The 14,095-nt window shown below is 66.2% G+C and carries 15 protein-coding genes; 10 read left to right on the forward strand and 5 right to left on the reverse strand.

The genetic code is table 11. The features are described from left to right. The first annotated feature begins 80 nt into the window (after positions 1–80). The 9 genes from QM748_RS04920 to QM748_RS04960 all read left to right on the forward strand — a co-directional run bounded on the left by QM748_RS04920 (position 81) and on the right by QM748_RS04960 (position 9,594). Positions 81–698 carry a TetR/AcrR family transcriptional regulator gene (locus tag QM748_RS04920; RefSeq protein WP_415245927.1) on the forward strand — a complete coding sequence of 206 codons (618 nt, stop codon included), beginning with the start codon at positions 81–83 and terminating at the stop codon, positions 696–698. Positions 699–740: 42 nt separating this feature from the next. Then, the gene (locus QM748_RS04925; RefSeq protein WP_415245928.1) at positions 741–2,033 is read left to right on the forward strand and encodes an NAD(P)/FAD-dependent oxidoreductase; all 1,293 of its coding nucleotides are present in this window, start codon (positions 741–743) and stop codon (positions 2,031–2,033) included. A 39-nt stretch (positions 2,034–2,072) separates the two neighbouring features. Beyond that, the gene (locus QM748_RS04930; RefSeq protein ID WP_415245929.1) at positions 2,073–2,762 is read left to right on the forward strand and encodes a MarC family NAAT transporter; all 690 of its coding nucleotides are present in this window, start codon (positions 2,073–2,075) and stop codon (positions 2,760–2,762) included. Between the two features lie 168 nt (positions 2,763–2,930). Continuing rightward, positions 2,931–4,460, forward strand: a complete 1,530-nt coding sequence (locus QM748_RS04935) for a catalase (RefSeq protein ID WP_415245930.1) — start codon at positions 2,931–2,933, stop codon at positions 4,458–4,460. A gap of 330 nt (positions 4,461–4,790) precedes the next feature. Continuing rightward, a complete protein-coding gene (locus QM748_RS04940) occupies positions 4,791–5,123 on the forward strand; it encodes a LysR substrate-binding domain-containing protein (protein ID WP_415248018.1) in 333 nt (110 codons plus the stop codon). A 145-nt stretch (positions 5,124–5,268) separates the two neighbouring features. Then, positions 5,269–5,742 carry a (2Fe-2S)-binding protein gene (locus QM748_RS04945; RefSeq protein WP_415245931.1) on the forward strand — a complete coding sequence of 158 codons (474 nt, stop codon included), beginning with the start codon at positions 5,269–5,271 and terminating at the stop codon, positions 5,740–5,742. Then, positions 5,739–8,024, forward strand: a complete 2,286-nt coding sequence (locus QM748_RS04950) for a molybdopterin cofactor-binding domain-containing protein (RefSeq protein ID WP_415245932.1) — start codon at positions 5,739–5,741, stop codon at positions 8,022–8,024. The genes QM748_RS04945 and QM748_RS04950 overlap by 4 nt, the downstream gene beginning before the upstream one ends. Positions 8,025–8,029: 5 nt before the next feature. Further along, complete coding sequence (locus tag QM748_RS04955; RefSeq protein WP_415245933.1) at positions 8,030–8,590, forward strand: nucleotidyltransferase family protein; 561 nt, start codon at positions 8,030–8,032, stop codon at positions 8,588–8,590. Beyond that, entirely contained in the window at positions 8,590–9,594 is a 1,005-nt protein-coding gene (locus QM748_RS04960; RefSeq protein ID WP_415245934.1) for an XdhC family protein, read from the forward strand. The genes QM748_RS04955 and QM748_RS04960 overlap by 1 nt, the downstream gene beginning before the upstream one ends. Here QM748_RS04960 and QM748_RS04965 read toward each other — a convergent pair. From QM748_RS04965 to QM748_RS04985, 5 genes are all read right to left on the reverse strand, one after another. Then, positions 9,591–9,788: a hypothetical protein gene (locus QM748_RS04965; RefSeq protein ID WP_415245935.1), complete on the reverse strand. Its 198-nt coding sequence runs from the start codon at positions 9,786–9,788 to the stop codon at positions 9,591–9,593. The two genes, QM748_RS04960 and QM748_RS04965, sit on opposite strands and share 4 nt — an antisense overlap. Continuing rightward, positions 9,788–10,054, reverse strand: a complete 267-nt coding sequence (locus QM748_RS04970; RefSeq protein ID WP_415245936.1) for a hypothetical protein — start codon at positions 10,052–10,054, stop codon at positions 9,788–9,790. The genes QM748_RS04965 and QM748_RS04970 overlap by 1 nt, the downstream gene beginning before the upstream one ends. A 20-nt stretch (positions 10,055–10,074) precedes the next feature. Further along, positions 10,075–11,181, reverse strand: a complete 1,107-nt coding sequence (locus tag QM748_RS04975) for an alpha/beta hydrolase (protein ID WP_415245937.1) — start codon at positions 11,179–11,181, stop codon at positions 10,075–10,077. A gap of 66 nt (positions 11,182–11,247) precedes the next feature. After that, positions 11,248–12,474, reverse strand: coding sequence for an MFS transporter (locus tag QM748_RS04980; protein ID WP_415245938.1), 1,227 nt, complete (start codon positions 12,472–12,474; stop codon positions 11,248–11,250). 90 nt (positions 12,475–12,564) lie between these two features. Further along, positions 12,565–12,918, reverse strand: coding sequence for a cyclophilin-like fold protein (locus QM748_RS04985; RefSeq protein ID WP_415245939.1), 354 nt, complete (start codon positions 12,916–12,918; stop codon positions 12,565–12,567). Positions 12,919–13,184: 266 nt separating this feature from the next. On the opposite strand from QM748_RS04985, the gene QM748_RS04990 reads away from it, so the two are divergent. Beyond that, positions 13,185–14,093, forward strand: coding sequence for a LysR family transcriptional regulator (locus QM748_RS04990; protein ID WP_415245940.1), 909 nt, complete (start codon positions 13,185–13,187; stop codon positions 14,091–14,093). The last annotated feature ends 2 nt before the right edge of the window (positions 14,094–14,095 follow it).

The raw sequence follows: 14,095 nt of genomic DNA on the forward strand, positions 1-14,095 counted from the left end.
GGCGGCCTCGTTTTCTGATGTGGTATAATTTACCATATAAATGAAAATATCTACCACATATTGGGTGGGGAGCTTTTTTTATGTCTGATTTTTCCGAACACCGCGGCCGCCGCTCGGATGCCCGGGCCAACGACACGAAAGTGGTCGAAGCCGCGAGGAAGCTGATGGACGAGGACGGGCGGCTGCCCGGCATGCAGGCCATCGCCGACGCCGCCGGGGTGGGGGTGACGACGCTCTATCGGCGCTTTCCCACCAAGGAGCGGCTGGCGAGCCACATCCAGGCGCTGGATTTCTGCGATCAACTGGTGCCGGTTTTCGAACGGGCGCTGGCCGATCCGGATTCGCGCGCAGGTGTCAGGATGGTGGCGAAGGAGATGCTGATCCGCGCGGCCCACTTCATGCATCCGCCGAGCGGCGTCGCAGCGGTCTCGGTGGCGGACCTGTTCGACGCCTACCTCGAACGATTCCTGCCGTCGATGGTGCAGATGCTGCGCCAGGCCAAGGCGCGCGGCGCCCTGCGGGCCGACCTCGAGGAGGCGGACATCCCCCGCACCTGCGCGATCATGCTCGGCGGCATGGTGCTGCCCGAGCGCTTCAACGATGCGCCGGATCGCTATATCGCGCTGATCTTCGAAGGCCTGGAAAAACCGGGCGACACGCCGTTGCCGCCGCTCGGGCCGCCGCCGGGCCTGGCTTGAACCCGCAGGCGCGCAGCGCCTGGACTTGCAAGGACATCTTCCATGTCGAACAAACAACGCATCGTCGTCGTGGGCGGTGGCATCGCAGGCTTGGCGCTATCAACGCAGCTCGGCCAGCACCTCGGCCGCAGCGGCAAGGCCGAGGTCACGCTGCTGGACCGCAACGGCGCCCACGTCTGGAAGCCGATGCTGCATACCTTTGCCGCTGGAACGGCGAATTCCTACCAGCAGCGCATTTCCTTCGTCGCCCAGGCGGCGCGCTGCTCGTTCCGCTTCCTGCCGGGCGGCATGCAGGACATCGATCGCCAGGCACGCGAGGTGGTGGTCAGCCCGATCGTTTCCGCTCATGGCGAAGAAGTGCTGGGTGAACGCAGGGTCGGCTACGACGTGCTGTTCCTCGCCGCGGGCAGCAGGGCGAATGACTTCGGCACGCCCGGGGTCGGTGAACACTGTTTCTTCATCGACGACCTGCATCAGGCCGAGACATTCAACGATCGGCTCTATGCCGACCTGCTCCGCACCGCGGCGCTGGGCGAGCCGCTGACGATCGCCATCGTCGGCGCCGGTGCAACCGGCGTGGAGCTGGCGGCGGAGATCAGCCAGTTGCTCGACGTCGCGTCCAGCTATGGCGCCGGCGACCTGCGCCCGCGCCTGACGCTGACCCTGATCGAAAGCAGCCCGCGCATTCTCGCGGCCTTTCCGGAAGAAGTCGCCGGCGCCGCGGCACAGCAATTGCGGACACTCGGCATCGACGTCCGTACCGGCGTGCGTGTGGTTGGCGCCGACGCAAGCGGTTTCGAACTCGGCGATGGCTCGCGCATCGAGGCCTCGCTGCGGGTGTGGGCGGCCGGCGTCAAGGCGCCCGAAGCCGTTGCCGGCCTGCAAGGCTTCGAACTGACGCCGACCGGGCAGATCAAGGTGAAGCCGAGTCTGCAGACCACCACGGACGAGTGCGTGTTCGCGCTGGGCGACTGCTCCAGCCTGGTTCCCGAAGGGGCTTCGCGGCCCTTGCCGCCGACGGCGCAGGTCGCCCGCCAGCAGGCGATGCACCTTGCCCGGCACGTGCCCGCCTGGCTCGATGGCAAGCCCATTCCGCCCTTCATCCTGCGCGATCTCGGTTCGCTGGTTTCGCTCAGCCGCTACAATGCCTTCGGCACACTGGGGCGTCATGGCCTGTTCCGCAACCGCTTCATCAGGGGCCGCTTTGCCCAGCTCAGCCATGCCTTGCTGTACCGTCTGCACCAGGCCGAGCTGCATGGCCTGGGCCGAGCCGGCCTGATCTGGCTGTCGGATGCCATTTCTGCGACGGTGCGGCCGCGTATCCGCGTCGATTGAGCCGGGCCGCGACAGAGCGTCGTTCGAGGAGGGAAGAAGATGGCGGAACTCGTCCAATTGGTACATCTTGTAAGTGTCGGACTGGCACTGCTGCTGCCGTTGGCGAATCCGCTCACATCCATGACGCTGCTGCTGTCGCTGGGCAGGCGGCTGACGCCTCGTGAACGCCAGCGGCAGGTCACGCAAGCGGCTTTCTACGTATTCGGCATCATGATGGTGACCTTTTATGCCGGCTCCTGGATCATGCAGACCTTCGGCATTTCGATCCCCGGCCTGAGGATTGCCGGCGGATTGATCGTCGTCAGGATCGGCTTCGAGATGCTGTTTCCGTCGTCGCCCATCGACGAGGACATCCCCGAGGTCGAAGCGGTCTCGGAGCAGATCGCTGCCAGGGAAACGACCAACATTGCCTTTGTTCCCCTGGCGCTTCCCGGTACCGCGGGCCCGGGGACGATCGCCATGATCGTCAGCGGGGCCGCGACCATCGGGCCTTCGTCGATGGCCGGCTACGCGCCCTGGGCGCTGGCGGTGGCGCCGGTCATCGTCTTCGCATTGCTCGGGCTGCTGTTCTGGATCGTGCTGCGCTCGGCAGAGCGAGTCGTGGCTGCCATTGGCCGCGGCGGTGTCGAGGCCATCGCCCGGGTCATGGGCTTCCTTCTGGTATGCATGGCAGTGCAGTTCGTGATCAACGGCGTGCTCGAGATCGTGGTCGATCATTCGGCCGGTTGAGGCGATTTAGTTCTGACCGGCGGATCGGGCTGTCTGGCCCAGGCGGATCACACTGCCTATGACATCGATAGAAACTATTAAATTTTGTTGTTTGAATAAGTTTCCTAAAATTCAATCACCCATTCAGGCAATGGGGTCTATCGACCAACCAAGCAGCAGGAGTTCGCCATGAACGACGATACCAAGAAGTGTCCCGTGACTCATCTGACGACCGATTTCGGCGCCCCCGTCGTCACCAACCGCGACAGCCTCACCGCCGGACCGCGCGGCCCTCTGCTTGCGCAGGATCTGTGGCTGAACGAAAAGCTCGCCAACTTCGTGCGCGAGACCATTCCCGAGCGCCGCATGCACGCCAAGGGTTCGGGCGCTTTCGGCACCTTCACGGTGACCAGGGACATCACCTGTTATACCCGCGCCAAAATCTTCGGCGAAGTCGGCAAGAAGACTGAGATGTTCGCCCGCTTCACCACCGTGGCCGGTGAGCGCGGCGCCGCCGACGCCGAGCGCGACATCCGCGGCTTCGCCCTCAAGTTCTATACCGAAGAGGGCAACTGGGACATGGTCGGCAACAACACGCCGGTGTTCTTCGTCCGCGATCCGCGCCAGTTCCCCGACCTGAACAAGGCGGTCAAGCGCGACCCGCGCACCAACCTGCGCAGCGCCACCAACAACTGGGACTACTGGACGCTGCTGCCCGAGGCGCTGCACCAGGTCACCGTGGTCATGAGCGACCGCGGCATTCCGGCCAGCTACCGCCACATGCACGGCTTCGGTTCGCACACCTACAGTTTCTGGAACGCGAAGGGCGAGCGCTTCTGGGTCAAGTTCCATTTCAAGACCCAGCAGGGGATCAAGAATCTGACCGACGCCGAAGCCGGAGAACTCATCGGCAAGGACCGCGAAAGTCATCAGCGCGACCTGTACGAGGCCATCGAGCGCGGCGACTTCCCAAAGTGGAAGATGTTCATCCAGGTCATGCCCGAGGCCGATGCCGAGAAGTACCGCCTGCATCCCTTCGATCTGACCAAGGTCTGGTACAAGGGCGACTATCCGCTGATCGAAGTGGGCGAGTTCGAGCTGAACAAGAACCCCGAGAACTTCCACCTCGACGTCGAGCAGAGCGCCTTCTCGCCCGCCAACCTGGTGCCCGGCATCGGTGCCAGCCCGGACCGCATGCTGCAGGCTCGCCTGTTCAACTACGCCGATGCGCAGCGCTATCGCCTGGGTGTGAACCACCACCAGATCCCGGTCAACCGCGCCCGCTGCCCGGTGCATAGCAACCATCGCGACGGTCAGGGCCGGGTGGACGACAACTACGGCGGCCTGCCGCACTACGAGCCCAACAGCTTCGGCCAGTGGCAGGCCCAACCGCAGTTCGAGGAGCCGCCGCTGCGCTTGACCGGCGAGGCCAAGCACTGGTCCTACCACCAGGACGACGACAACTACTTCGAACAGCCGCGCAAGCTGTTCCAGTTGATGACGCCGGCGCAGCAGGAAGCCCTGTTCGGCAACACCGCCCGCGCCATGGGCGATGCCGAGGAGTTCATCAAGTTCCGCCACATCCGCAACTGCCACGCGGCGGACCCGGCCTACGGCGCGGGCGTGGCCAAGGCGCTCGGCATCGACCTGCAGAAGGCGCTGGCGTCGAAGCCGGACGACCCGATGTACGGCAACCCGCTGGTGCCGCTGCCTGCCTGATGTGAGTCAGGTTGCTCCGGTGCCGGCAGGCGCCGGGCGGCAGGCAGTTTGATGTGATGAAGGGCTTCGGGCAGCGTTTGCTGCCCGGAGCCCTTTCGTTTTGTGCGCCTCGTATGGGCACCACCTGCGGGACTGTACGTCAGGCGTTCGATCGGGATCCGACTGCCGCATCGACCCTGGCCAGAAGATCCAGGTGTCTTGCCAAGCTGTTGTGCGCCTACTTTCAGCGATGAATCGATGAGCATGTCCTGTAGCTTTGGTGGCGCCGATATCGCCTTTATTCAATCTTTACCCCATGACTAAAAATCATGGATAACGCTAAAAAGTCTCATTGCGGGCTTCCCGACCTGGGGAGCATGGCTGCAGGTAGTGGGCGTGGCCGGCGTGCCCACCTCACGCGGCCTGAGGATCAACAACTCCGCGGCAGTCCTGCAGGCCGCGATCGAAGGCCGGGGCGTGGCGCTCGCCCGCAGCGTGATGGCGCATGACGATCTGGCTGCGGGCCGGATAGTGCGCTTGTTCCCCGAAATCCGCTTTGCTTCCGAACTGGCCTACTACGTTGTGTACAGGCCTGAAAGCCGGGCTTTGCCGAAGCTGCAGGCATTCCGGGACTGGTTGCTGAGGGAAGCGGCGTTGGGCGGGCAAGGCCTTGTGAGTGCCTGATGGGCGCTTACAGCAGTTATTAGCCTTGCTGATTTATCAAGGCGGAGATTTTCGGGGAGAATCCCGGGACTCGAACAAGAGCCGCGTCAAGACCAAGGCTCGCATGATCTGCGCCCCGTGCGCTTACCCCAAGAGGAGTTCGCCAATGACACATCTCCAGGTCAATGGCCAGACCAGACAGGTCGAGGTGCCCGACGACATGCCCCTGTTATGGGCGCTGCGTGACGAGCTCGGCATGACCGGCACCAAGTTCGGCTGCGGCATCTCCGTATGCGGCGCCTGTATGGTCCATATCGACGGTCAGCCGGTGCGGGCCTGTGTGACGCCGGTCTCGGCCGCAGCCGGACGCGAGATCTCGACCATCGAAGGCATGGAGGCCGACCGCGTCGGCCGGGTGGTGCAGCAGGCCTGGCTGGAGAACAACGTCGCCCAGTGCGGTTACTGCCAGGCCGGCCAGATCATGACGGCGGTGAACCTGCTGAAGACCACCCCGGCGCCCACCGAGCAGCAGATCGACGATGCCATGAGCGGCAACATCTGCCGTTGCGGCACTTACCCGCGCATTCGCGCCGCCATCAAGCAGGCAGCGGGCCGCCTGGGGTCGGGAGGCCAGTCATGACCGCGACCGTCCGGCTTTCCCGGCGTGCCTTCCTGCAGGGCAGCCTCGGTGCGCTGACCCTGGCCGTCACTTCCGGCGGACTGGTCAGTTTGGCCCAGGCCGCCGATGCGCCGAAATATGGTGCCGATTCCATGCCCGGCGGCACGGTGGACGATCCGCTGGCCTTCGTCTCCATCGGCGCGGATGGCACCGTGACCATCGTCGCCCACCGGGCCGAGATGGGGACCGGCGTGCGCACCAGCCTGCCGATGGTGGTGGCCGATGAGATGGAGGCGCTGTGGGAGCGTGTGAAAGTGGTGCAGGCCGAGGCGAACGAGGCGCGCTACGGCAACCAGAACGTCGATGGCTCGCGCAGCGTGCGCCACTTCCTGATGCCGATGCGGCGCGTCGGGGCGGCGGCACGGCAGATGCTCGAAGCGGCCGCGGCGGCGCGCTGGTCGGTGCCGGTATCCGAGGTCAGGGCGGTGCAGCATGAGGTGCTGCATGAGCGCAGCGGCCGGCGCCTGGGCTTTGGCGAACTGGCAGCCGACGCGGCAAGGCAGCCGGTGCCAACGGCAGGTGCCCTGAAGCTCAAGGCGCGGGAGGATTTCCGCTACATCGGCAAGGACGCGGTGCGGCTGGTCGACCTGGAAGCGATCGGCAAGGGCGAGGCCGTCTATGGCATGGACATGCGCCTGCCCGGCATGGTCCATGCCGTGGTGGCACGCCCGCCGGTGGTCGGCGGCAAGCTGCGCCGCTTCGACGGCAGCAAGGCGCTGGCCGTGCCCGGCGTGCTGAAGCTGGTGGAGATTCCCGCTTTCCAGGGCGCGCCGGCCTTCCAGCCGCTGGGCGGCATCGCCGTGGTCGCGCGCAATACCTGGGCCGCCATCCAGGGCCGTGACGCGCTGGAAATCGAATGGGACGACGGCCCCAACGGCAGCTACGACTCCGTCGCCTACCGCCAGGAACTGGAAGCTGCGGCGCGCGTGCCCGGCAAGCTGATGCGCGACCAGGGCAATGTTGCGGAGGCCTGGGCGAAGGCGCCGGAGGCCGAGCGCCTGGCTGCCGAATACTACATTCCGCACCTGGCCCATGCGTCGATGGAGCCGCCGGTCGCCACCGTGCGGATCGAGGGCGGCCGTGCCGAAGTCTGGACCTCGGTGCAGAACCCGGCGGCGGCGCAGGCCGCCGTGGCCCGGCGGCTGAAACTCGAGCCGGGGAAGGTCAAGGTCAACGTGCTGCTGCTGGGCGGCGGCTTCGGCCGCAAATCCAAGCCGGACTTCGTCGATGAAGCGGCCATCGTCGCCCAGGCCATGCCCGAAGGCACGCCGGTCAAGCTGGTGTGGACGCGCGAGGACGACATCCATCACGACTACCTGCACACCGTTTCGATCGAACGCCTGGAAGCCGTCATCGACGGCGGTGGCCAGGTGCAGTCCTGGCTGCACCGCAGCGCCTCGCCGACGATTGCTTCGCTGTTCGTCGAAGGCGCCAAGGGACAGCAGATCACCGAATCGGCGATGTCGGCGATCAACATGCCGTACGTGATCCCGAACGTGCGGGTGGAAACCGCCGAAGTGGCGGCGCATGCGCGCATCGGCTGGTTCCGCTCGGTGGCGAACATCCCGCACGCCTTTGCGGCGCAGTGCTTCATCGCCGAACTGGCGCATCGTGCCGGCAAGGATCACCGCCAGTTCGCGCTCGAGCTGATCGGCCCGGCGCGCAGGATCGACCCGGGCATGATGGCCGACACCTGGAACTACACCGAGTCGCCCGAGCGCTACCCCTACGACACCGGCCGCCTGCGCGGGGTGATCGAGGCCGCGTGCGAGGGCGCCGGCTGGGGGCGGGCGCTGCCCGAAGGGCACGGCCTGGGCCTGGCTTTCTGCTACAGCTTCATGAGCTATACCGCCACCGTGGTCGAGGTGAGGGTGGACGCCGAGGGCGAAGTTCATGTGGTGGCGGTGGACATGGCGCTGGACTGCGGTCCGCAGATCAAGCCCGAGCGCATCCGCGCGCAGATGGAAGGCGGCGCGATCATGGGCCTGAGCCTGGCGCTTGCCAGCGAGATCAGCTTCGACAAGGGCAGGGTCACGCAGAGCAACTTCCACGACTACCAGGTGCTGCGCCACCAGGCCTCGCCGCGCGTGATCCGCACCCACCTGGTCAACGACGACCACGAGCTGCCGCCCGGCGGCGTCGGCGAACCGCCGGTGCCGCCAGTGGCGCCGGCGCTGTGCAACGCGATCTTCGCCGCCACCGGCAAGCGCGTGCGCAGCCTGCCGGTGCGCACGGTGGCATAGCCGACGTGCAGCAGGCGCCCACCGTGATCGTGCTGGCAGCCGGCCGGGGCGAGCGCTTCGCCCGCGCCGGCGGCCGCACGCACAAGCTCGATGCGCTGCTGGCCGGCAAGCCGGTGCTCGAGCATGTGCTGCGCAGCGTCGCTGCGTCGGGCCTGGCTTGCCATGTCGTGCGGCCTGTAAATGGCACGGACGGCATGGGCGATTCCATCGCCCGCGGTGTCGCGGCCACCCCGGATGCCGCCGGCTGGCTGATTCTGCCCGGCGATCTGCCGCTGGTCGGCGCCCGCAGCCTGCTGCGGGTGGCGGAGGGTCTGGCTTCACAGCCGGTGGTCGTGCCGTTCTGCGGCATGCAGCAAGGCCACCCGGTCGGTTTTGGCCGCGAATGCCGCGCGGCGCTGATGGCATTGGGCGATGATGCGGGTGCGGCGGCCGTCGTGCGGGCGCAACGGCAGGCGGGGAGGGTGCTGGATCTGCAACTGGACGACGAGGGCATCACACTGGACATCGACACGCCGGACGATCTGGCGCGGGCCGAGGCTTTGCTCGAAACCCGGGAGGCAAGCTGATGGAAAGCGTCGATGTGCGCGTGCTGCGCGCCGCGCGCGACTGGCATGCTGCCGGGCACCGGCTGATGCTGGCCACGGTGGTCAAGACCTGGGGCTCGTCGCCGCGCCCGCCCGGCTCGATGATGGCGCTGCGCGAGGACGGCCGCTGCATCGGCTCGGTCTCGGGCGGCTGCATCGAGGACGACCTGATCCACGGCTACACCACGGTCTACGATGGCCCGGGCATGCCGCGCTCGGCGCCCAGGCTGGTGCGCTACGGCGTGACTGCCGACGAAGCGCACCGCTTCGGCCTGCCTTGCGGCGGTACGCTGGAACTGCTGCTGGAGTTCGAACCGGATCCTGCCGCGCTCGATGAGCTGGTGCGGCGCCTGGAGGCGGGGCAGCTCGTCTGCCGGACGGTGAACTGCCGCTCGGGTGCGGCAATCCTGAAACCGGCCAGCGCGCCCGAGCCGCTGCATTTCGACGGCGACACCCTGTCCAGCACCTTCGGGCCGCAGTACCGGATGCTGCTGATCGGCGCCGGCGCGCTGGCCGAATACGTGGCGACGATGGCGCTGTTCAACGACTTCGCCGTGACGCTGTGTGATCCGCGTGCCGAACATCGGGACTCCTGGGCCGTGGCCGGCGTGTTTATCACCACCGAAATGCCCGACGACGCCGTGCGCATTTTTGCCCCCGACGCCCGCAGCTGCATCGTCGCCCTGAGCCACGACCCCAAGCTCGACGACATGGCCTTGCTGGAAGCACTGCACAGCCCGGCGTTCTACGTCGGCGCCATCGGCTCGCGGCGCAACGCAAACAGCCGGATGCAGCGCTTTATCGAACACTTCGACGAGATGGAAGCGTCGGTGCGGCGCCTGCATTCGCCGGTGGGCCTCTACATCGGCAGCAAGACACCCGCCGAGATCGCGGTGAGCGTGATGGCCGAGATCATCGCGGTAAAAAACGGGGCGGTGCCGGCGCGCAGGCTGTGTGTCGAATACGCCAGCGTGGAAAGCACCTAGCCGGGAGGGCAGCTCATCGCTGCATGATGGGCAGGCTGGCCAATGCTTCCCTGAGCCGCAGCATGTCCCAGGGCAGGAACTCCGCGATGCCGATGGCTGCTGTCGGCGAGTTTGGCGGCAGGCGTGTGGCGGATGCCCAGCTCCTGGATGATGCGGCCTTCGGCCTTGGTCCAGGCGCTCATGCCGGCGATCATCACGCGTGCCGGATGTTCAGCCACGCAAACGGCGCTAGGTCGACGAGACAGTCGCCGCCCAGTGTGACGATGCGTTCGGGCCGGTGGCGCTCGATGGCCGTGCGTGCGGCACGGGCCTGCGCCACCAGGGCAGTGCGGGCTTTGATGCCCTGCTCGAGCGGCAGCGGCTGCCCGTCAGCAGCGGGAACCTCCACCGTTTCTTCCGGCCCCGCGTGGGCGGGCGCCAGCCAGCGCAGCAGTTCGGCGCCGAAGCAAGCACTCGCCATGGCACCGTGTTGGCCTTGCTTCAGAGAACGCCAAAGAATTCCGCCATCCGGTCGAAGGGAATCTTGTTCACCTGGTCGTACAGGTCGACGTGGTTTGCGCCGGGGATGATCATCAGCTCCTTCGGTTCTGCCGCCGCTGCATAAGCGGTTTCGCTGAAGTAGCGCGAATGTGCCTTCTCGCCGTGGACCAGCAGGATCGGCCGAGGCGAAATCTCCCGGATGTGGCTGAGGATCGGCAGGTTCATGAACGGCAGCGGTGTGGTGATCGTCCAGGCGTTGCCGGAGTTGACCGAGCGCGCGTGGTAACCGCGCGGCGTTCGGTAGTAGTCGGCGTATTCGACCAGGAACTGCGCCTCGCCGCCATGCAGCTCGTTGTAGGGCGGCTGGTAGGAGGGTGTGCCGGCCTCCGCATCCTTCCAGCGCTGCAGGCTCAGTTGTTCCAGTATCTGCGCGCGCTGTTCGGGCGTCACGCTGTCGTTGTAGCCCCTGGACATCACGCGCGTCATGTCGTACATGGTGCTGGCGGCCACGGCCTTGATGCGCTTGTCCACCGCAGCGGCGCTCAGCGCCATGCCGCCCCAGCCGCAGATGCCGATGATGCCGATCCGCTCACGATCGACATTGGCTTGCAGGCCGAGGAAATCCACCGCGGCGCTGAAGTCCTCGACGCTGATGTCGGGTGAGGCGACGTTGCGCGGCTCGCCGCCGCTTTCGCCGGTATAGGAGGGGTCGAAGGCGAGGGCGATGAAGCCGCGCTCGGCCATGGTCTGCGCATACAGGCCGGAAGACTGCTCCTTCACCGCGCCGAAGGGGCCGCTGACGGCAAGCGCCGCCAGCTTGCCGGTGGAGTTTTTCGGCTGGTACAGGTCCGCGGCGAGGGTGATGCCGTAGCGGTTCCTGAACGTGACTTTCCGGTGCTCGACCTTGTCGTTCCTGGGGAAAGTCTTGTCCCATTCGTGCGTCAGTTGCATGCTTTTTGCCTCCGTGTTGGCTGCGGCCGCTGCCTGAGCCAGGCCCGAATGCGCGGCAAGCAGCGTGGCCGATCCTGCGAGCGCCGTATTCCGGATGAAACCCCGGCGGGAGTTCGGCTGCTCGGCGGTCGTGGTGCTGTTGGCGGATTCATTCATGGTGTTCTCCATCTTCGAAGTTGCGGGAATCGGGTCGTATGCGTGCGGCAAATGGCTGGCCTGCGATCATCGGTGCGCGGTCTTGCGTGCGGTCGCCACGGTCAGTACGGCGGAAGCCACCAGCAGCCCAGCGCTCACGATGAAAGTGCTGCGATGGCCGCTGTGGTCGAACAGCAGGCCGCCGACCACCGAACCCAGCGCGATCGACATCTGCACCACGGCGACGAACAGGCCGCCGCCCGCTTCGGCATCATTCGGGAACACCTTGGCGATCCATGCCCACCAGCCCACCGGCGCCGAGGTGCCGGTCAGCCCCCAGAGGCCCAGCAGCGCGACGACGGCAGCCGTCCAGCCGCCGAAAGCGACCAGCGCCACGGCGATCGCCGCCATCAGCAGCGGGATGACGATCAGCGTCTGGTAGAAGCCCCATTGCAGGATGCGGCCGATCAGCAGGGAGCCGATGAAGCCGGCTGCGCCGATCACCAGCAGGACCAGCGAGATCGCCGCGCCGTGCACGTCGGTGACCGTCTCCAGGAAGGGGCGCACATAGGTGAACAGCGAGAACTGGCCCATGAACAGCAGGCTGCTGGCCAGCATGCCCACGGCCACGGCAGGGCGCCCGAACAGGGTGAAGACCTTGAAAGCGTTGCCGATGCCGGGTGCGTGCGCGGCGGCGCGCATCGGCGGCAGCGTCTTCCATTGCCAGGCCAGCGCGATCAGTGCGACGGGAACCAGGCACAGGAAGGCGCCGCGCCAGCCGATGACGGTGCCGAGCCAGGCACCCAGCGGTGCGGCCACCACCGTGGCCAGCGCATTGCCGCCATTGATTACCGCCAGCGCGCGCGGCACCTGCTGGATCGGTACCAGGCGCATGGCGGTGGCCGCCGACATCGACCAGAAACCGCCGACGACCACGCCGATCAGCGCGCGGCCCAGCATGTAGGTGAAGTAGTTCGGCGCCAGTGCGACGATGGCGCCGGACACGCCCATCGCTGCGGTCAGGCCCAGCAGCAGGGTTTTGCGATTCAGGCTGCCGGCCAGCGCGGAAATGAACAGACTGGTCAGTACGGCGAAGGCGCCGGAGATGGCAATGCCCTGGCCTGCCATGCCTTCGGTGATGCCGAGATCGCCGGAGATGGGCGTCAGCAGGCTGACGGGCAGGAACTCGGAGGCGATCAGGGCAAAGGCGCAGATCGACAGGGCGAAGACTCCGCTCCATGAGGAGGGTTGCGCTGGCGTTTCGTCGGGGCGGCCCGCAGGGGGGTCGATTGCATTGCTGGTCGTACTGGTCATGAGGGGCTGGGGAGGATTGTTGTTCTACGTTTTGAATGGCGATGCCGCACAGCCCCCTGGGAGTGTGCGCGGCGATGGCAACGGATGGCGTCAGGGTTCGGCGCGCTCGATGCGCAGCTGATACGGCCCCGGCTGCGCCAGGGCGGACAGGCCTCCATCCACCTTGCCCAGCGGCAGCAGGCTGCGCGACCATGAGCGGCCCTCGATGAAGATCGCCAGGTTGCCCCAGGGGGCGTAGTGGGTCAGTTCGCCGGCCTCGGGCGCCATGCCTTCGGGAGCGCCCTGGGTGGAGAGCTTGCGCGGCAGATCCGATACGCGCTCGATGGTGGCGTAGTCCGTCATCGTCAAGGACAGCGGCAGCAGGGAGGCGAAATCCCTCGCAGTGGCGTTGTCGTACAGCGTGGCCGTGGCAACCCGTTCGCCGACGATCAGGCGGATTCTCATGGTGGATTCCTTCGAGGGGGCAGGGGTCGCGCCTGCCGGCGTCCGGGCAATCGAATTGCCCGAACCGCAGGCGGCCAGGAGCGCGCCGAGCAGCAGCGTCAGCGTTGCGCGCCGCGAGTGGAGGGCGGGAAACGGGGAGGCCGGGAATGACTTTTTCATGCCCTCCATCTTCCATCTCGATGCTTGCCGTGACTAGCTAATGAATCCTTAAAGACCTTATAAGGTAGGCTAACCAATAATCCTCGAAACACGTGGGAAACTGCGCCATGGCCAGACGCAACCTCAACGACCTCCTGTACTTCGTCGCCATCGCGCGCGAAGGCAGTTTCACCCGTGCAGCCGCTCATCTGGGCGTGACTCAATCCGCTTTGAGCCAGGCGATCAACGGCCTGGAGGCACGCCTCCGGATCCGGCTGCTGACCCGCACCACGCGCAGCGTCTCGTTGACCGCGGCGGGCGAACGGCTGTTGAACGCCATCGGCCACCGCTTCGACGAGATCGAGGCCGAGCTGGATGAACTGACCGAACTGCGAGACAAGCCGGCAGGGACGGTGCGCATCACCTGCGGCGATCACATCCTGCGGAGCACGATCTTTCCGAAACTCGCCCCCTTGCTGCGCGAGTACCCGGACATCAGGATCGAGTTCGATGTGAACTACGGCTTCCGGGACATCGTCGCGGACCGCTTCGATGCCGGTGTCCGCCTGGGCGACACCATCGACAAGGACATGATCGCCGTGCCCATCGGGCCGTCTTTGCGCTTGGCTATTGCTGCATCAGCCGAATATTTCGAGGCCCACCCCATCCCCAGGGAACCGCATGAGTTGCTGAACCACAACTGCATCAACATGCGGATGCAGAGCAGCGGCGGGATTTTCGTGTGGGATTTCCAGCGGCATGGGAAACGCTTGAACGTGCGCGTGGATGGACAGCTCATCTTCAACACTTCACCCAACATCGTGGATGCCGCGCTTGCCGGACTCGGCATCGCCAGTCTGCCCGAGGAGGAGTTCGCCCCGCACATCGACGAAGGCCGGCTGGTGCGCGTGCTGGAGGACTGGTGCGAACCGTTCCCGGGCTTCTTTCTGTACTACCCCAGCCGCCGGCAGCCGTCGCCGGCTTTCTCGCTGGTGCTCGATGCCTTGCGTTACGGCGGACCAAAGTCACACTCATGACA

The organism is Thauera sp., from assembly GCF_047601425.1.
Lineage (GTDB): Bacteria > Pseudomonadota > Gammaproteobacteria > Burkholderiales > Rhodocyclaceae > Thauera.

What these genes read in the sequence shown, in the direction of transcription:
- QM748_RS04945 (WP_415245931.1), top strand. Translation starts at nt 5,269, where the DNA reads ATGACACATCTCCAGGTCAATGGCCAGACCAGACAGGTCGAGGTGCCC.
- QM748_RS04985 (WP_415245939.1), bottom strand. Translation starts at nt 12,918, where the DNA reads ATGAGAATCCGCCTGATCGTCGGCGAACGGGTTGCCACGGCCACGCTG.
- QM748_RS04935 (WP_415245930.1), top strand. Translation starts at nt 2,931, where the DNA reads ATGAACGACGATACCAAGAAGTGTCCCGTGACTCATCTGACGACCGAT.
- QM748_RS04990 (WP_415245940.1), top strand. Translation starts at nt 13,185, where the DNA reads ATGGCCAGACGCAACCTCAACGACCTCCTGTACTTCGTCGCCATCGCG.
- QM748_RS04980 (WP_415245938.1), bottom strand. Translation starts at nt 12,474, where the DNA reads ATGACCAGTACGACCAGCAATGCAATCGACCCCCCTGCGGGCCGCCCC.
- QM748_RS04930 (WP_415245929.1), top strand. Translation starts at nt 2,073, where the DNA reads ATGGCGGAACTCGTCCAATTGGTACATCTTGTAAGTGTCGGACTGGCA.
- QM748_RS04950 (WP_415245932.1), top strand. Translation starts at nt 5,739, where the DNA reads ATGACCGCGACCGTCCGGCTTTCCCGGCGTGCCTTCCTGCAGGGCAGC.
- QM748_RS04965 (WP_415245935.1), bottom strand. Translation starts at nt 9,788, where the DNA reads ATGATCGCCGGCATGAGCGCCTGGACCAAGGCCGAAGGCCGCATCATC.
- QM748_RS04960 (WP_415245934.1), top strand. Translation starts at nt 8,590, where the DNA reads ATGGAAAGCGTCGATGTGCGCGTGCTGCGCGCCGCGCGCGACTGGCAT.
- QM748_RS04970 (WP_415245936.1), bottom strand. Translation starts at nt 10,054, where the DNA reads ATGGCGAGTGCTTGCTTCGGCGCCGAACTGCTGCGCTGGCTGGCGCCC.
- QM748_RS04925 (WP_415245928.1), top strand. Translation starts at nt 741, where the DNA reads ATGTCGAACAAACAACGCATCGTCGTCGTGGGCGGTGGCATCGCAGGC.
- QM748_RS04975 (WP_415245937.1), bottom strand. Translation starts at nt 11,181, where the DNA reads ATGAATGAATCCGCCAACAGCACCACGACCGCCGAGCAGCCGAACTCC.
- QM748_RS04920 (WP_415245927.1), top strand. Translation starts at nt 81, where the DNA reads ATGTCTGATTTTTCCGAACACCGCGGCCGCCGCTCGGATGCCCGGGCC.